This window comes from Methylobacterium sp. 22177 (genome assembly GCF_052045615.1).
In the GTDB taxonomy this organism is placed as follows: domain Bacteria; phylum Pseudomonadota; class Alphaproteobacteria; order Rhizobiales; family Beijerinckiaceae; genus Methylobacterium; species Methylobacterium radiotolerans.
Genome location: NZ_JBQEPK010000009.1, coordinates 105,756 through 122,327 on the forward strand (window position 1 = coordinate 105,756; position 16,572 = coordinate 122,327).

Here is a 16,572-nt window from a genome sequence, read left to right on the forward strand (position 1 = left end):
CCCGGACCCGTCGCCGTTGCACAGTTCATGAGCAAGTATTATTCCTGTGCAACGGCTCACGTTCTGAGCAGGCATCAATATTTTGCACTATCTTGCGTCATCTGAATTGGCCTCGTAGGTTTCGGTTATCCGAGCGGCAAAGCATCGGGTGAACCACCAGGGAGGAGCGCGATGGCACGCGCCAACGAGGTCAAGGACAGGTTCCGCGCGCGGCTGCAGGCGGCCGACGAGCGCAGCAACGACTTCCGGCGGAAGCTGCTCGAGGACGGGTCCCGGGCGCTTCAGCCCGTCATGGGCGTGCTGAACCTGATGGCCGAGGTCCTCAACGAGGAGGACAACGTGCACGGCAGCATCACCGGCCTCGAGGCGAAGATCGATCAGGACAACTTCATCAGCCTGTGCGCGCAGCTGCGCGGCACCGAGTCCGAGCAGAAGATCAAGATCAAGTACGGTCCGGAACTCGGCGGCAGCAACTACATCTCGGTCTCGGGCCTGAACCAGCGCTACAACGAGCGCCTCGTGCCGGGAGCGGCGAGCTGCTCCATCGGCCGGACGGTCGGCAGCGACATCCAGCTCGACGAGCACCGGGGCGACGAGCTGGCCGAGGTGGTGCGCGAGGTCGTCGAGGACTTCTACGCCGCCCAGATCGAGCAGCGCAGCCACTTCGCCTTCGCGCGCTGAGGCCCGCGGCTCCGCGAACCGACCCGCGGACCGCCCCGGACCCCGCCGAAGGGCTGAGCCCTTCGGAGACCCCGTCTCAGTCCGCGATGAACTTCAGCCGGTGGTCGCGGTAGAGGTCGACGATCGCGGCCGCGGTCTCCTCGATGGAGCGGCGGGTCACGTCGATCGTCGGCCAGCGGTTCTTGGTGAACAGCCGGCGGGACATCGTGATCTCGTCCGCCACCGCCGACCGGTCGACGTAGAGGGACGACTCGTCGGCGTTCAGGCTCGACAGCCGGTTCTGCCGGATCTGCACGATGCGCTCCGGCGAGGCGAACAGGCCGACCACGAGGGGCTTGCGGGCCCGCTCGATCGCCGGCGGCAGCGGCATGCCCGGCACCAGCGGCAGGTTGGTGGTCTTGAGGCCGCGATTGGCGAGGTAGATCGAGGTCGGCGTCTTCGACGTCCGGCTGACGCCGAGCAGGATCACGTCGGCCTCCTCCAGATCGTCCGGCAGGTTGCCGTCGTCGTGGGCCAGCGTGAAGTTCATCGCGTCGATGCGCTTGAAGTACTCGGCGTTCAGCATGTGCTGGGCGCCGGGCCGCGCCGTGGTCTCGGCGCCCAGATAGGCGCGCAGCAGGTCGTGGACCGGCCGCAGGACCGACAGGCAGGGCGAGCCGGTCTCGCGGGCCACCTCCTCCAGCCGCTCGCCGAGATCGCCCCCCACCAGCGTGTAGAGGACGAGGCCCGGCGCGGCCCGGATCTCCGAGATCACCCGGTCGAGCTGCGCGGCCGAGCGCACCAGCGGGTAGACGTGCTCGATCGCCGACACGCCCTCGTACTGGGCGGCGGCCGCGCGCCCGACATTGATCAGCGTCTCGCCGGTGGAGTCGGAGACGAGGTGGAGGTGGAAGTAGCTGCGGCCCATTCCGATCGCCTCTGCGGTCGACCTCTCGGCCGACTGTGCGGCCGCCTCGCGCGGCGCCCACGTTGTCCACCGCCGGCCGCCAGGGGAGTCGATGAGTGTGGATAGGATGCCCCGCCGGGCCGGTCCAGGGCGATCCCGGTGCGCGCTGTCGACTCCGCCGTTCACAGGCAGACGATCGGGACGCGCCGAATCCGGCTCTCTGGACGAATCGGTCGCGAATCCGGCGCCCGTACACGACTCGGCGTTGCCAAGGCGCTGTCGGACCATCCGGTTCTCGCAAGTTGGCGGAAATCCTTTAAAGCCCCGTTAACGGCGCGGCGGCGGGGACCGCCTGTGGACGCTTTTGTGCCCCCGAGATTCGGCCCCCCAAGAGAAAAAACAGACTCCAAGATTCTCTCTTATCTTTTCGAAGGGGCCTGTGTGGGGATCGGCGCGCCTCGACTCGACAGGACGCCCGCCGACGGGCATGCGGGGTGAGGGATACGGGATGGGAGCGACCATGACGGGGACGGAGCGCGAGCCCGAGCGGGAGACGTCCGGGACGACGTCCGAGCGCAAGGTGCTGCGCGTCCTCGAGGGCGAGGCGATCGGGCCGCCCCCCGCCTGGATGATGCGCCAGGCCGGGCGCTACCTGCCGGAATACCGGGCGACGCGCGCCGAGGCCGGCTCGTTCCTCGACCTCTGCTACAGCCCGGACTTCGCCGTCGAGGTGACGCTCCAGCCGATCCGCCGCTTCGGCTTCGACGCGGCGATCCTGTTCTCCGACATCCTGGTCGTCCCCCACGCGCTCGGCCAGGACGTGCGCTTCGTGGAGGGCGAGGGCCCCCGGCTCGATCCCCTCGACGGACGGGCGGCGTTCGCGCGCCTGCGCGAGGCCGGCGACCCGGCGGTGATGAGCCACCTCGCGCCGGTCTTCGAGACCGTGACGCGGCTGCGCGCCGAGCTGCCGGGCGAGACCACGCTGCTCGGCTTCTGCGGCGCCCCCTGGACGGTGGCGAGCTACATGATCGGCGGCCGCGGCACGCCGGACCTCGCCCCCGCGCGGGCGCTGGCCGAGGGCGACACCGCCCTGGTCGACACCCTGATCGACCGCCTCGTCGCCGTGCAGACCGAGTACCTCGTGCGCCAGCTCGAGGCCGGCGCCGACGCGGTGCAGATCTTCGAGTCCCACGCCGGCACCCTGCCGCTTGCCGTTCCGGCTCCCGGCGGCACGGTCGAGCCCGTCGGCGACGTCGCCGAGAGCGCCCTGCCGGGTGCGGCCGCGGCGGACGCCCTCACCCGCTGGTCGCTGCGGCCGATCGCCCGGATGGTGGCGGGCGTCCGCGCCCGGGTGCCGGGGGCCAAGATCATCGTGTTCGCCCGCGGCTCGGGCCTCGACGGCCACGCCCGGGTGGTGCCGGAGACCGCCGCCGACGCCGTCGGCGTCGACTGGGGCGTGGATCTGAAGGCCCTGCGGCAGACGGTGCCGGCCGCGACGGTGACGCAGGGCAACCTGCATCCCGAAACGCTGATCGCGGGCGGCGCGGCCCTCGACGCGGCGGTGGACGCGGTGCTCGAGGCGACCGCCGGCCTGCCGCACATCTTCAACCTCGGCCACGGCATCACGCCGCAGACGCCGGTGGCCCATGTCGAGCGGATGCTCGCGCGGCTGCGCGGCCAGGGCTGAGGTCGGGCGCGTGCTGTACGACTGGATCAAGGCCCTCCACGTCATCAGCCTGATCGCCTGGATGGCCGGGATGCTCTACCTGCCCCGGCTGTTCGTCTACCACGCGAGCCTGCCGCCCGGCGCGGAGGCGCAGTCGGCGACCTTCAAGGTCATGGAGCGCCGCCTGCTCAAGGCGATCATGAACCCCGCGATGATCGCCACCTGGGCGTTCGGGCTGGCGCTCGCCTGGATGAGCGGCTTCTACGCGAGCGTCTGGCTGCAGGCGAAGTTCGTGCTGGTGCTGGCGATGTCGGGCATCCACGGCTGGCTCGCCCGGATGGTCAAGGATTTCGCCGCCGACCGGAACACCCGCGGCCACAAGTTCTACCGGGTGCTCAACGAGGTGCCGACGCTGCTGATGATCGGCATCGTCATCCTGGCGATCGTCAAGCCGGGCTTCTGATCCCGGGATCCCGTGATCCCAGGCGTCTGCCCCGGCGGCCGGAGCCTTTTCGCCGCCGGTCCGTTGGGAGGCCATGTCGAAGCCCCTCGTCCTCGCCCTCGCCGCCCTCGCGGGTCCGGTCGCCGCCGCGATCACCGCGCCGCCCGCCCGGGCGGCGAGCTTCCCGTGCGACAGGGCCGAGGCCCCCGACGAGAGGGCGATCTGCGCGCATCTCCCCCTCAACGACCGGGACGTCGAGATGGCGACCCGGTTCGAGATCCTGAAGAGCGTGCTGCCGATGGGCGGCCAAGCCAAGCTGCGCGACGACCAGGAGGCGTGGCTCAAGGAGCGGCAGGCCTGCGGCGGCGACGTCGGCTGCCTGACGGCCGCCTACGACGCCCGGCTCAAGGTGCTGCGCGGGGTCCTGGCGGAGTTCGCCAAGCAGGGCCCGTGAGGGCGCCCGATCGGGACCGCGCGTGAGCGCGCTCAGGCCGCGCGCGGCAGCGCCGCGGTCTGCGCGCCGCACGCCGGCCGCTGATCCGGCCGGCACGCCGCCACGCAGGCGCGCGCCAGCGCCTCGGTGGCGTCCACCAGCCGGCCCGACGGGTCGCTCCCGGCGAGCGCGATCGGGATCTCCGTGCAGGCCATCACCACCCGGTCGCAGCCTGCCTCCGCCAGCGCCCGGACCTGCGCTTCCAGGAGCGGCCGCGCCTCGGCCACCCGGTGCGCCTTCACCAGGCGGATCGCCGCCGCCACGGCGGCCTGACCCTCCGGATCGGGCCCGAGGCAGGTGAGGCCGTGCCGCGCCAGCCGGTCCGGATAGAGCCCGGCCCGCAGGGTGCCGTCGGTCGCGAGCAGGCCGATCCGGCCGCCGGTTCCGGCTCCCGCCAGGGTCTCGGCCACGGCGTCGACGATGTGGAGGATCGGCAGGGCCGTCCCCGCCTGCAGCGCCGCGTGCCAGTGATGGGCCGTGTTGCAGGGGATCGCGATCCGGGTGGCGCCGCCGGCCTCGAGCCGCGCCAGGGCGGCGCGCATCGCCGGCAGCGGGTCCGGGCCGGCGCCCAGGATCGCGTCGGCGCGGTCGGGGATGTCGACGGCCGAGCAGACCAGGGTCGGGATGTGGTCCTGGTCGCGCCCCGCGGGCGTCGCCCGCACGAGCTTGGCCAGGAAGTCCACCGTGGCCATCGGGCCCATCCCGCCGAGTACACCGAGCATCGCCGCCTCCGACCGTCGCGACGCCCTGATGGGCCGCGGCGGGGCGGGAATCCAATGCCGTGTCGGCACCGGCCATGCCGATCCGGCACCGGGGCGTGCGGCGGTTCCTAGGGTTCGGCCGCGAGGGCGGCCGCCGCGGCCCAGACCGCCTCGACCGCGCCGCCGCGGCCGGCCCGGCGGTAGAGCCGGATCTCCAGCGCCGTGCCCGGCCCGGCCGCCACGAGGCTGCCGTCGGCGAGCTCGCGGGCGACGAGGCTCTCGGGCAGCCAGGCGCGGCCGTGGCCTTCAAGAACCATGAATTTCAGGGCCTCCGCCATGGCGTTCTCGTTGACGTGGGCGGCCGCCACCCCGTCGCCGGCCAGCGCCGCGACCCGGCCCAGGAACGAGTCCCGGGGATAGCCGAGCCCGGGCCGGTCCGCGGCCGGCCCCGGCCGGTGCACGGGCACGAGGCTGTCCCGGCCGATGGCGAGGTGCGGGAAGGCGGCCGGGTCGAGGGGGATCGGCACCAGCGGATGGTGGTAGGTCAGCAGCAGGTCGTAGCCGCCCTCGGCCAGGGCCTGCACGCAGGCGTGGAAATCATCGGGCAGCAGCCGGCTGCCGAGCGGCCCGGTGCGGGCCTCGACGTCCCGGAACCAGCGCGGGAAGACGGTCAGCGCCAGGGTGTGGAGCGCCGCCACCGACACGGTCCGGGGCGGCGGCCGGATCCGGGCCCGGAGCGCGTCGCGGCTGGCGTGGAGCCGCCGCACGGTCTCCTCGGCGGTCTCCAGGAACAGCCGGCCCTCCGGCGTCAGCGCGGTCGGGTAGGTGCTGCGGTCGACCAGCGCGACGCCGAGCCAGCCCTCCAGCGCCCGGATGCGGCGGCCGAAGGCCGGCTGGGTGACGTGGCGCTCGACCGCCGAGCGCGAGAAGCTGCCGGTGCGCGCGAGGCTCAGGAAGTCCTCGAGCCATTTCAGCTCCATCGCGCGACGGTCTCAGAGCCGCGCCAGCAGCCGCTCCGCCAGCGGGTTCTCGGCCGCGAAGGCGTAGTCGACCCGCCGCACCGTCACGGCCCGCGCGCCGGCCTCGACCAGGGCGCCGGCCAGCTCGAACACCGCGGCCTCGGGACAGCGCAGGACGATCTCGCCGTCCGGGGCGCGCGGAGCGCCGTAGGGCAGCTCGGCCTCGTGCAGGCCGGCCAGGGTGGCGAGGTCGATCGTGCCGCTCTCCGGCAGGGCGGCGCGCACCTCCCGGGTGGTCCGGGCGCGCTCCTCGGCGGCGATGCGGCCGAGCACGGTGCGGAGCGCGGCTCGCTGGCCCTCGCCCCAGGGCGCCTTGAGCGAGGCGACGAGGTTCGCCTCCGAGCGCAGGATGATGCCGTCGTCCAGCACCTTGAGGGCGTTCGCCGAGAGCGTCGCCCCCGTGGTGGTGATGTCGACCACGATCTCGGCCGAGCCCGCGGCCGGCGCCCCCTCGGTGGCGCCCAGGCTCTCGACGATCCGGTAATCGGCGACGCCCTTCTCGGCGAAGAACCGGCGGGTCAGGTTGACGTACTTGGTGGCGACGCGCAGGCGCCGGCCGTGACGGGTCCGCATGCCGGCCGCGACCTCGTCGAGGTCGGACATGTCGCGCACGTCGATCCAGGCCTGGGGCACCGCCACCACCACGGTGGCGTTGCCGAAGCCGAGCGGCGTCAGCAGCTCGACCTGGCCGCGCACGTCCGGCAGGGTCTCGCGGATCAGGTCCTCGCCGGTGACGCCGAGATGGGCGGCGCCGGAGGCGAGCTGCGCGGCGATCTCGGAGGCCGAGAGGTAGCGCACCTCGACGTCGGGGACGCCGATGAGCTTGCCCCGGTAGTCGCGGGCGCCGGCGCCCTGCGCGAGCTTGAGGCCCGCGCGGCCGAAGAACGCGCTGGCATTCTCCTGCAGGCGACCCTTGGACGGGACGGCGAGGATCAGCGGCATGGCGGCCGCGTCCGAGGCACTCATCGGCCGGCTCCCGCCACGCGCTCGATCCAGAAGGTGCAGCCGACCGCGGGCAGCGGCGCCGGGCTGCCGAGATGGCCGAGCAGGCCGTCGTAGCGGCCGCCGCCGACCAGGGTCGGGCCGTCCCGCTCGGTCACCTCGAAGATGAAGCCGGTGTAGTAGTCGAGGTTGCGGGCGAAGCCGCCCTGGAAGCGGAAGCGCTCGATCGGCAGGCCGCGGGCCGCGATGAAGCCGGTGCGCTCCTCGAACAGGTCGAGGGCGGCCGCGAGGGCGTCGTGCCGGATGCCCGCGTCGGCGACGAGCGCCCGCAGGTCGCGGGCGGCGGCGTCCGGGTGGCCGGCGATCGCCCGGTAGCGGTCTAGGAGCGCGCGGTTCTCGGCGTTGAGCCCGGCCCCGCCATGGGCCTGCGCGGCGGCCTTGGCGAGGAAGCGCTCGGCGATCTCGCCGGCGCTGCGCCCGCCCACCGCCGAGATCCCGGCGATGGCCAGCACGTCCTCCACGAAGGCGCGCACCCCGCGCGGGTCCTGGCCCTGGATCGCCGCCAGCAGGCCGGCGTGGGGATCCTCCGGACGGGTGCCCTCGGCGCCGTTGGTCACGGCGTCCAGCGAGCGCCCGGCGGCGAGCGCCCGGAGCGTCCGGCGCTTGGCGGCGGGCGGGACCGCGAGCCCGTCGAGGAGCGCCACGGTCAGGCCCATGTCGCCGAGCCGCACCGCCGGGTCGGTCCGGCCGAACAGCGCGAGGCCCTCCAGGGCGAGGCCCAGCACCTCGGCGTCGGCCGCCGGCGTGTCGGTCCGCCCGATCGACTCGATGCCGGCCTGGAAGAACTCGTCGGGCTCGTCGGCGGCGAGCCGGAAGACCGGGCCGCAATAGCTGTAATCGGCCGCCTGCCCGTCGGCTTCCGCCCGGTGCAGGCGGCAGACCGGAATGGTGAACTCGGGCCGCAGGCACAGCTCGGCGCCGCCCGCGTCCTGGGTGACGAAGATCCGCCGGCGGATATCCTCGCCCGACAGTTCGAGGAACGGCTCCAGCGGTTGCAGCACCGGCGGCGTCACCGGCCGGTAGCCCGCCGCCGCCAGATGCGCGGAGAGCCGCGCGCGCGCCGCGTCCCCCGCCCCCGTCTCGCCCGCCTCCGGTCGTGTCATCGCGATCCACCTCGCGGGGCAATCCACCTCGCGGGCGCTCTGTAGCAACCGCGACCGGACTTGGCGACACTCGGCGCGGCGAGACGTGCCGCGGCGCCGCGCCGGCGCGCCGCGCAGGACTGCGCAGTCCCGCGCCGGGACCCGCTATCCGCTACGGAATCAAGGACGTGACCGGCCTCAGAGCGGCCTCAGAGCGGCCGGAGGCTGCCGAGGCGCGCGCCGCGCGGGCGCCGGGTCGGCTTGCGGCGGGCGAGCACGGTCAGGGCGGGCGCCCCCGCGATCCCGGCGCTCAGGATCGGCGCGCTGCCGGTCCCGGGCGTGGCCTGCGCGACGGCGCTGGGCAGCCGGCCGAGGACCGGCCGCGCGGCCCAGACGGGTCCCGCGCCGGCGCAGATCAGGCCGGCCGACAGGACGAGGATCTTCGCGCGCATCCCGACATCTCCGCGGCACCGACCGACGACAACGCCGCCGGAGCCCCTGCGTTCGACGCGCGGTTCGGGGCGCGGTTCGAGGCGCGCGTGTCTCAGATCTCGGTTGACGGAAAATGCCGGCTCAGCACGGCGCGGACCTGCGCCACCAAGTCGGCCTCGGGACACGAGACCTGCGCGGGCCGCGCCGCCTTCCACTCGGCGTTGCTGGCGATGGACTCGGCCGCCTGGGCGCCCGCGATCAGGTCCTTGATCTGGACCTCGCCGGCCAGGCGCTCGTTCGAGCCCTGGATCACCGCCACGGGCGCGCGGCGGCGGTCGGCGTACTTCATCTGCGCCTTCATGCCGGCGGCACCGAGGTAGAGCTCGGCCCGGATGCCGTCGGCGCGCAGGAGCGCGACGAGCCGCTGGTAATCGGCCATGTTCTCCCGGTCGAGGACCAGCACCACCACCGGCCCGGGGGCCTCGGCACCGGCGATCAGGGGGCTGCCCACGAGCTGGAGCGCCGAGAACAGCCGCGAGACGCCGATCGAGAAGCCGGTGGCCGGCACCGGCTCGGCCCGGAACCGCCCGACGAGGCCGTCGTAGCGCCCGCCGCCCGCGACCGAGCCGAAGCGCACGGTCTGGCCGTCCTCGTTGGTGACGGGAAACGTCAGCTCGGCCTCGTAGACCGGCCCGGTGTAGTATTCGAGCCCGCGCACCACGCTCGGATCGGCCCGGATCACGTCGTGGCCGTAGCCGGCGGCGGCGCAGAGGCGCATGATCGCGTGCAGCTCGGCGATGCCTTCCCGGCCAGTCTCCGAGTCGCCGACCGCGTCGTGCCAGCCGGCGAAGAACTTCTCCCAGAACGCCACCTTGTCGGCGCCGTCGCCGGCATCCGCCTGGAACGACACGTAGGCGAGGATCCGGCCGATCGCCGCCGCGTCGAGGCCCGCGCCCTTGGTGAAGTCGCCGCTCTCGTCCTTGCGGCCGGACCCGAGCAGGTCGCGCACCCCGTCGACGCCGAGCCGGTCGAGCTTGTCGATCGCCCGCAGCACGGTGAGGCGCTGGCCGGCCTTGTCGGGACCGGCGAGCCCGATCGCCTCCATGACGCCGTCGAGCACCTTCCGGTTGTTGACCTTGACCACGTACTGACCGCCGAGCCCGAGCCGGTTCAGCGTGTCGGCCATCAGCATGCAGGTCTCGGCATCGGCCGCGACGCTGCCGGCGCCGACGATGTCGGCGTCGAACTGCATGAACTGGCGGAAGCGGCCCGGCCCCGGCTTCTCGTTGCGGAAGACGTAGCCGGCCCGGTAGCTCCGATAGGGCTTGGGCAGAGCGTCGTAGTTCTCGGCCACGAACCGGGCCAGTGGCGCCGTCAGGTCGTAGCGGAGCGACAGCCACGCCTCGTCGTCGTCCTGGAACGAGAACACGCCGGCGTTCGGGCGGTCGAGGTCGGGCAGGAACTTGCCCAGGGCCTCGGTGTACTCGACGAAGGGCGTCTCCAGGGCCTCGAACCCGTAGAGCTCGAAGCTCTTGCGGATCGTCTCCAGCATCCGGCCCTGCGCGGCGATCTCGCCGGCGCGGCGGTCGACGAAGCCGCGCGGCAGGCGGGGCTTCAGGGTGTCGGCCTTCTCGGCCTTCGGGGTGTCGGGCTTGGACATGGGTGCATTCGCTTCTCGCGGACCCGGAATCCGGGTCCCGCATCGAATCTTCGATCGTCTCCGGCGGGCGGAGATCCTGCGGCCGGGCTCTAGAGCATGCCGGGCGAAAGGGGAATTCGGTTTGCGGGCTCGCCCGGCACCCGACCATCCCGGGCAGGACGGCGCCGTCGCCCTCGCGAGCGGAGCCATCCAGGACCGCGCCGCGCCGGTCGAGGTCGCGCGGCCCCGGCTCACCTCGCTGCGCCGGTGGCGACGTGTGGGGCGCGTCAGCCGACGCGTCGATGCGGGAGCCGTGTCGGACGCGCGCCGCGCACCGGACCGGGGCGCGGTTCGCTCGGCGAGAACTCAGTACGGCGCGGTCAGCTTGAGCCAGAGCAGGGCCGCGAGACTCACCACGGCGATCGGCATCTGCAGCGGGCGCAGGCGGGCATGCGACAGGGGCACCTCGCCGGCGCGCGCCGCGATCGGATCGAGGATCCCGATGGCGGCGTAGCCGAGGATCAGCATCGCGAGCGCCGGCACCGCCTTGCCCATCACCGCCGCGAACAGGCTGCCCAGCCCGAGGCCGTAGAGGACCAGCATGGTGACGATCTGCGACACCTGCGGCCCGCCCTCGGTCCGGAAGCTGACGCCGCGGCGCACGCCGGCCAGGAACAGCAGGATCGAGGCGGCGTAGAGCAGGGTGAACAGCGCCACGAGGTAGTCGAGGGGCTTGCCGTTCAGCCACCACGCCACGGCGGTGCCGACGGCGATCGGCAGCATCGGGCCGAAGCCGAAGACGATCTCGAGCCAGGGAATCCGGCGCGGCTCGTGCGTGGTGAGGGTGCGTCCGGTGGCGTCGTCGCGCATGGCGGTCTGGGGGAACTCTCGATTCGGCGGTCTGCTGCGCCGCAGCACCGGGACAGGGAACGGCCGCGCGTCGGCCCGGTTCCGAGAGACGGCCCGAGCTCGGCGCGACACGTCCTGTGTAGCGCCGGCACGGCCCTCCCGCGAGGCCCTGCCGGTCGCCCGGCCCGTCGCCGCGCCGTCGGGATCCCGGTCCACCACCCCGGGCCCTTGAGTGCGGGCGAAAAAGGCGTTATCTGTGTGGGGCCCTCATCACAAGGTCTGCGCCGCAGCGCGCCCGTGAGCCGCGAGGGTCCTGCCTCATCGGTTTCGCCAACCTGACCCCGGGCCCCTCGCCGCAGCGCGGCCCGCTCTCCGGTGCCCATCCCCCGGGCACCTGGCACTGAACCGGCCCTCCCACCTACTCCGTCGGTCTCAAGATACCCCCATGACGCCAAATCCCGACGCCCTCGCCGACGACATCGAGACCGCGGAGTCGGCCGATGTGTCCGCCGATCGCCCCACCATGCCGGCCGCCCTCGAGGGCGTCCGCGAGGTCAAGCTCCAGGACCTCAAATCGAAGACGCCGACCGACCTGACGGCCTTCGCCGAGGAGGTCGAGGTCGAGAACGCCTCGACCATGCGCAAGCAGGAGCTGATGTTCGCCATCCTGAAGCAGCTCGCTGCCAAGGAGGTCGAGATCATCGGGTCGGGCACCGTCGAGGTGCTGCAGGACGGCTTCGGCTTCCTGCGCTCCTCCGACTCGAACTACCTGCCCGGCCCGGACGACATCTACATCTCGCCGACCCAGATCCGCCGCTTCGGCCTGCGGACCGGCGACACCGTCGAGGGCCCGATCCGCGGCCCCAAGGACGGCGAGCGCTACTTCGCGCTGCTCAAGGTCAACACGATCAACTTCGAGAACCCGGAGAAGATCAAGCACAAGGTCCACTTCGACAACCTGACGCCGCTCTTCCCGACGAAGCGGTTCAAGCTCGAGCTGGACAACCCGACCAAGAAGGACTTCTCGCCGCGGATCATCGACATCGTGGCGCCGATCGGCAAGGGCCAGCGCGCCCTGATCGTGGCGCCGCCGCGCACGGGTAAGACCGTGCTGATGCAGAACATCGCCCAGTCGATCACCCTCAACCACCCCGAGTGCTACCTGATCGTGCTGCTCATCGACGAGCGGCCCGAGGAGGTCACCGACATGCAGCGCTCGGTGAAGGGCGAGGTCATCGCCTCGACCTTCGACGAGCCGGCCACCCGCCACGTGCAGGTCGCCGAGATGGTGATCGAGAAGGCCAAGCGCCTCGTGGAGCACGGGCGCGACGTGGTGATCCTCTTGGACTCCATCACCCGCCTCGGACGCGCCTACAACACCGTGGTGCCGTCCTCCGGCAAGGTGCTGACCGGCGGTGTCGACGCCAACGCCCTGCAGCGGCCCAAGCGCTTCTTCGGCGCGGCCCGCAACATCGAGGAGGGCGGCTCGCTCTCGATCATCGCCACGGCGCTGATCGACACCGGCTCGCGCATGGACGAGGTGATCTTCGAGGAGTTCAAGGGCACCGGCAACTCCGAGATCATCCTGGACCGCAAGGTCTCCGACAAGCGCATCTTCCCGGCGATCGACATCACCCGCTCGGGCACCCGCAAGGAGGAGCTGCTGGTCCCGCCGGACTCGCTCAAGAAGACCTACGTGCTGCGCCGCATCCTCAACCCGATGGGCGTCACCGACGCGATCGAGTTCCTGCTCGACAAGCTGCGCCAGACCAAGAGCAACAGCGACTTCTTCGACTCGATGAACACCTGAGGCCATCCCCGGTCGCGGGCATCACCGCCGTCCCCGCGAGCGGAGCGAAGCGATCCAGGCAGCGCCACGGTGGTGAGCCGCGCGCGGCCCCGGGTCACGTCGCTGCGCTCGCCATGACGACGCGGGCGGCCTCCGCCGCGCTCCGGCACCTGAGGATTGAGGAGAGGCTTGGACGTCGGTTGCGCCCGCCGCGCGGAACGCCGCGACGCCTGTCCCGCAGCGGCACGAAACGCGATTCCGGCCCGATCGGGCCGTTGACCTTCCCCTAACCGGTCCCTGCCAGGATCATCACCGGGCGCCAGGTTGCGTATCGGCGCCGCGACAGCCCCGCCGCCCGGTCGATCCCGGCGGCGGGGCTCGTCGCAGCCCAGCGCGCGTCTTGCACAGATCCCCGGATCCGTGACACTGGCGCGATGCCCCGCTCGCCCTGGACCGGTCCGCAACCGCTCCTCCTCGCCTCGACCAGCCCGACCCGGCGCCTCCTGCTGGAGAGCGCCGCCCTGCCGGTCGAGACCGCGTCGCCCGACGTCGACGAGCGCGCCCTGGAAGCGGCGCGCCCCGGCCTGTCCCCGCCCGACCTCGCCCTTGCGCTCGCGCGCGCCAAGGCCGAGGCGGTGGCGGCACGCTTCCCGGGGCGGATCGTGCTCGGCGCGGACCAAGTGCTCGATTGCGACGGCACGGTGTTCCACAAGCCGGCCGATGCCGAGGCCGCCCGGGCGCAGCTCGCCCGTCTGTCCGGCCGGACCCACGCCCTGCATTCCGCCGTGGCGCTGGCGGGGGCGGTCGCGGACGCCTTCGTGGAGACCGCCCGGCTGACCCTGCGCCCTCTCGATGAACGGGCGATCGCGGCCTATGTGGACTGCGCTGGCGCGGAGCGCGTGCGGTCGAGCGTCGGCGGCTACCAGCTCGAAGGGCCGGGGATCCACCTGTTCGAATCGGTGGCCGGGGACCACAGCACCGTGCTGGGCCTGCCGCTGCTGACGCTCCTCGCGCGGCTCCGCGCCGCCGGCTACTTGGCCTTCTGAGGGAAAAGCTCTTGGCCGGACACGATCATTCGCACGGCGGCCACGGGCACGGGAGCCATGCCCACGGAAGTCATGCCCACGGGGGCCACGCCCATGGCGGCCTCGGCGGCCACGCGCACGCGCCGAAGGATTTCGGCACGGCCTTCGCCATCGGCATCGTGCTCAACACCGCCTTCGTGGTGATCGAGGCGGTCTACGGCTATCTCAGCAACTCGATGTCGCTGGTGGCCGATGCCGGCCACAACCTGTCGGACGTTCTGGGCCTCGCGGCCGCCTGGATCGCCGCGATCCTGGTGCGCCGCCGCGCGAGCGCGCGCTTCACCTACGGCTACCGCGGCTCCTCGATCCTGGCGGCCCTGTTCAACGCCGTGTTCCTGCTCATCGCCATGGGAGCGGTGATCTGGGAGGCGCTGGTCCGGCTGGTCCACCCGGAGCCCGTCGCGGGCACGACCGTGATGGTGGTGGCCGCGGTGGGGATCCTGGTCAACGGCCTCACCGCGTGGCTCTTCGCCAGCGGCGCCAAGGGCGACATCAACGTCCGCGGGGCGTTCCTCCACATGGTGGCCGACGCCGCCGTCTCGGCCGGGGTCGTGGTGGCGGGCCTCGTGATCCAGCTCACCGGCCTCGCCTGGCTCGACCCGGCGGTCAGCCTCGTCATCGCCGCCCTGGTGGTCTGGGCGACCTGGGGCCTGCTGCGCGACAGCGTGGCCATGTCCCTCGACGCCGTGCCGCCGGAGATCTCCCCGGACGCGGTGACCGGCTTCCTCCTCGAACGGCCGGGCGTCGCCGGCCTCCACGACCTGCATATCTGGCCCATGAGCACCACCAGCGTCGCCCTCACGGTCCATCTCGTGATGCAGGAGGGTCATCAGGCCCACCGCCTGCCCGGCAACGGCTTCCTCACCGACACCGCCGAGGGCCTGCGCGCCCGGTTCGGCATCGGCCACGCCACCCTCCAGGTCGAGGAGGCCGGCGGTCCGGCCTGCCGCCTCGCGCAGGATTGCGCGGCGTGAGCGTCGCGACCCCCCGCGCCTTCGTGGTCGGCCACCCGATCGCCCACTCGCGCTCGCCGCTGATCCACGGCCACTGGCTCGCCGTGCACGGGATCCCGGGCTCCTACGAGCGGCTCGACGTGCCGCCGGCGGCGTTCCCGGACTTCGTCCGGGGCCTGCCGGATTCGGGCTTCCGGGGCGGCAACGTCACGATCCCCCACAAGGAGGCGGCCTTCGCGCTGGCCGACACCCTGACGCCGCGGGCCCGGGCGATCGGCGCGGTCAACACCCTGGTGGTCGGGCCGGACGGCCGGATCCGCGGCGACAACACCGACGCGCCGGGCTTCTGCGCCCATCTCGACCACAGCCTGGGCGCGGCCTGGCCGGAACGCGCGGGCGGCACCGCCCTGGTGCTCGGCGCCGGCGGCGCGGCGCGGGCGGTCGTGGTCGGGCTCGCCGAGCGCGGCCTGCGGCGCGTCTGGGTCGCCAACCGCACCGCGGCCCGGGCCGAGGCGGTGGCGGCGCTCGCGCCGGGCGTCGGCGCGGCGCTCGCCTGGGACGACCTGCCGGCGGCGCTTCCCGGGACCGGCCTCCTCGTCAACACCACGTCCCTGGGCATGAAGGGCCAGCCGCCCCTCGCCGTCGACCTGTCGCCCCTCCCGGCGGACGCGGCCGTGGCCGACATCGTCTACGCGCCCCTGGAGACGGCGCTCCTGGCGGCGGCGCGCCGGCGGGGGCTCGCCGCCGTGGACGGGCTCGGCATGCTGCTGCACCAGGCGGTGCCGGGTTTCGAGGCGTGGTTCGGCCCGCGCCCCGCCGTCACCCCGGAGCTGCGCGACCGGATCGTGGCGGACCTCGCCGGATGATGCCGACGGCCGGATCCGGACCCGTCATCCTCGGGCTCACGGGCTCGATCGGCATGGGCAAGTCAGCCACGGCCCGGATGTTCGCGGAGCGCGGCGTCCCGGTCCACGACGCCGACGCCGCCGTCCACGCCCTCTACGGGCCGGGCGGCGCGGCCGCGGCGGCGATCGGCGCGGCCTTTCCCGGCGTGCTCGGCGCGGACGGCGGCGTCGACCGGGCGCGGCTGCGCGCCGCGGTGCTCGGTTCGCCGGACCGGATGGCGGCGCTGGAGGCCATCGTGCATCCCCTGGTCCGGGCGGCCAGCGCGGAATTCCTGGCGCGGCACGCGGCGGCGGCGCTGGTCGTCCTCGACGTCCCGCTCCTCTACGAGACCGGCGGCGAGGACCGCTGCGACGCGGTCGCGGTGGTGAGCGCCCCGCCCGAGATCCAGCGCGAACGGGTGCTCGCCCGACCCGGCATGACCGAGGCGGCCCTCGCGGCGATCCTCGCCAAGCAGATGCCCGACGCCGAGAAGCGCGCCCGGGCGGATTTCGTCATCGACACGGGCCGGGGTTTCCCCGCCGCCGAGGCCGAGGTGGCGCGGATCGTCGAGCGCCTGACAACGCCCCGTGCGAAGCCGCACGCCGGCAACGGATGACGCGCTGGGCGGATTGAATATCTGCGGTTGCGTTCCGGGGGGAACACGAACTGCGGGATGGACGTGATGGCGCGGCGCTGGGGCAGGATCGATCGCGTTCGGTCAGGCGGCATCCGGGCCGCAACCCTCCTCGCGCTGCTGGCGGCCGTGCCCGCGCAGGCCCAGTACGCCGCCCGCTGCCCGCCGCCGAAGAAGTTCGCGGCCGGTGCCTGCGTCACCGCCTGCCCGGGCGGCTACGAGGACCGGGGGCCGGTCTGCGTCTACCGCAACACCTCCCGCTAGGCGGGGCGGCCGACGGGCGATGGACGGGGACGGCCGTGCAGGGCGGGTTAACCGTCCGGGCTTATCCGGC

18 protein-coding genes are annotated in these 16,572 nt (G+C 73.2%); 10 read left to right on the forward strand and 8 right to left on the reverse strand.

The genetic code is table 11. From position 1 onward, the window contains the following. The first annotated feature begins 171 nt into the window (after nucleotides 1–171). Nucleotides 172–681 (forward strand): hypothetical protein, encoded by a 510-nt coding sequence (locus ACTJK8_RS11510; RefSeq protein ID WP_012321221.1) that lies wholly within the window; start codon nucleotides 172–174, stop codon nucleotides 679–681. 76 nt (nucleotides 682–757) lie between these two features. On the opposite strand, the gene ACTJK8_RS11515 is transcribed toward ACTJK8_RS11510, so the two are convergent. Beyond that, complete coding sequence (locus ACTJK8_RS11515; protein ID WP_012321220.1) at nucleotides 758–1,588, reverse strand: pyruvate, water dikinase regulatory protein; 831 nt, start codon at nucleotides 1,586–1,588, stop codon at nucleotides 758–760. A 499-nt stretch (nucleotides 1,589–2,087) separates the two neighbouring features. On the opposite strand from ACTJK8_RS11515, the gene ACTJK8_RS11520 reads away from it, so the two are divergent. From ACTJK8_RS11520 to ACTJK8_RS11530, 3 genes are all read left to right on the forward strand, one after another. Further along, nucleotides 2,088–3,254, forward strand: a complete 1,167-nt coding sequence (locus ACTJK8_RS11520; protein ID WP_043374596.1) for a uroporphyrinogen decarboxylase — start codon at nucleotides 2,088–2,090, stop codon at nucleotides 3,252–3,254. Nucleotides 3,255–3,264: 10 nt separating this feature from the next. After that, on the forward strand, nucleotides 3,265–3,696 hold the full coding sequence (gene hemJ, locus ACTJK8_RS11525) for a protoporphyrinogen oxidase HemJ (protein ID WP_029361245.1): 432 nt from the start codon (nucleotides 3,265–3,267) through the stop codon (nucleotides 3,694–3,696). Between the two features lie 73 nt (nucleotides 3,697–3,769). Next, on the forward strand, nucleotides 3,770–4,129 hold the full coding sequence (locus ACTJK8_RS11530) for a lysozyme inhibitor LprI family protein (protein ID WP_116656152.1): 360 nt from the start codon (nucleotides 3,770–3,772) through the stop codon (nucleotides 4,127–4,129). Nucleotides 4,130–4,161: 32 nt separating this feature from the next. Here the strand turns inward: ACTJK8_RS11530 and ACTJK8_RS11535 are convergent, their stop codons facing one another. From ACTJK8_RS11535 to ACTJK8_RS11565, 7 genes are all read right to left on the reverse strand, one after another. After that, on the reverse strand, nucleotides 4,162–4,890 hold the full coding sequence (locus ACTJK8_RS11535) for an aspartate/glutamate racemase family protein (RefSeq protein ID WP_182178192.1): 729 nt from the start codon (nucleotides 4,888–4,890) through the stop codon (nucleotides 4,162–4,164). 107 nt (nucleotides 4,891–4,997) lie between these two features. Continuing rightward, nucleotides 4,998–5,849, reverse strand: a complete 852-nt coding sequence (locus ACTJK8_RS11540) for a LysR family transcriptional regulator (RefSeq protein WP_053622601.1) — start codon at nucleotides 5,847–5,849, stop codon at nucleotides 4,998–5,000. A 12-nt stretch (nucleotides 5,850–5,861) separates the two neighbouring features. Then, nucleotides 5,862–6,854 carry an ATP phosphoribosyltransferase gene (gene hisG / locus ACTJK8_RS11545; RefSeq protein WP_012321214.1) on the reverse strand — a complete coding sequence of 331 codons (993 nt, stop codon included), beginning with the start codon at nucleotides 6,852–6,854 and terminating at the stop codon, nucleotides 5,862–5,864. Further along, complete coding sequence (locus ACTJK8_RS11550) at nucleotides 6,851–7,993, reverse strand: ATP phosphoribosyltransferase regulatory subunit (protein WP_012321213.1); 1,143 nt, start codon at nucleotides 7,991–7,993, stop codon at nucleotides 6,851–6,853. The genes hisG and ACTJK8_RS11550 overlap by 4 nt, the downstream gene beginning before the upstream one ends. Nucleotides 7,994–8,181: 188 nt before the next feature. After that, nucleotides 8,182–8,424, reverse strand: coding sequence for a hypothetical protein (locus tag ACTJK8_RS11555; protein ID WP_029361241.1), 243 nt, complete (start codon nucleotides 8,422–8,424; stop codon nucleotides 8,182–8,184). A gap of 92 nt (nucleotides 8,425–8,516) precedes the next feature. Next, nucleotides 8,517–10,064 carry a histidine--tRNA ligase gene (gene hisS, locus ACTJK8_RS11560; RefSeq protein WP_012321211.1) on the reverse strand — a complete coding sequence of 516 codons (1,548 nt, stop codon included), beginning with the start codon at nucleotides 10,062–10,064 and terminating at the stop codon, nucleotides 8,517–8,519. A gap of 345 nt (nucleotides 10,065–10,409) precedes the next feature. Further along, nucleotides 10,410–10,913 (reverse strand): DUF3429 domain-containing protein, encoded by a 504-nt coding sequence (locus tag ACTJK8_RS11565; RefSeq protein ID WP_012321210.1) that lies wholly within the window; start codon nucleotides 10,911–10,913, stop codon nucleotides 10,410–10,412. A gap of 424 nt (nucleotides 10,914–11,337) precedes the next feature. Here ACTJK8_RS11565 and rho point away from each other — a divergent pair, with 424 nt between their 5' ends. From rho to ACTJK8_RS11595, 6 genes are all read left to right on the forward strand, one after another. Beyond that, nucleotides 11,338–12,702 (forward strand): transcription termination factor Rho, encoded by a 1,365-nt coding sequence (gene rho, locus ACTJK8_RS11570; RefSeq protein WP_024828867.1) that lies wholly within the window; start codon nucleotides 11,338–11,340, stop codon nucleotides 12,700–12,702. 413 nt (nucleotides 12,703–13,115) lie between these two features. After that, the gene (locus ACTJK8_RS11575; RefSeq protein WP_440761944.1) at nucleotides 13,116–13,727 is read left to right on the forward strand and encodes a Maf family protein; all 612 of its coding nucleotides are present in this window, start codon (nucleotides 13,116–13,118) and stop codon (nucleotides 13,725–13,727) included. Between the two features lie 11 nt (nucleotides 13,728–13,738). After that, nucleotides 13,739–14,740: a cation diffusion facilitator family transporter gene (locus ACTJK8_RS11580; protein ID WP_024828868.1), complete on the forward strand. Its 1,002-nt coding sequence runs from the start codon at nucleotides 13,739–13,741 to the stop codon at nucleotides 14,738–14,740. Further along, nucleotides 14,737–15,585: a shikimate dehydrogenase gene (locus ACTJK8_RS11585; RefSeq protein WP_058606572.1), complete on the forward strand. Its 849-nt coding sequence runs from the start codon at nucleotides 14,737–14,739 to the stop codon at nucleotides 15,583–15,585. Before ACTJK8_RS11580 ends, ACTJK8_RS11585 begins: the two co-directional genes overlap by 4 nt. Then, nucleotides 15,582–16,220: a dephospho-CoA kinase gene (gene coaE, locus ACTJK8_RS11590; RefSeq protein ID WP_012321205.1), complete on the forward strand. Its 639-nt coding sequence runs from the start codon at nucleotides 15,582–15,584 to the stop codon at nucleotides 16,218–16,220. The genes ACTJK8_RS11585 and coaE overlap by 4 nt, the downstream gene beginning before the upstream one ends. A gap of 57 nt (nucleotides 16,221–16,277) precedes the next feature. Further along, nucleotides 16,278–16,502 (forward strand): hypothetical protein, encoded by a 225-nt coding sequence (locus ACTJK8_RS11595; protein WP_440761945.1) that lies wholly within the window; start codon nucleotides 16,278–16,280, stop codon nucleotides 16,500–16,502. Nucleotides 16,503–16,572: the final 70 nt, after the last annotated feature.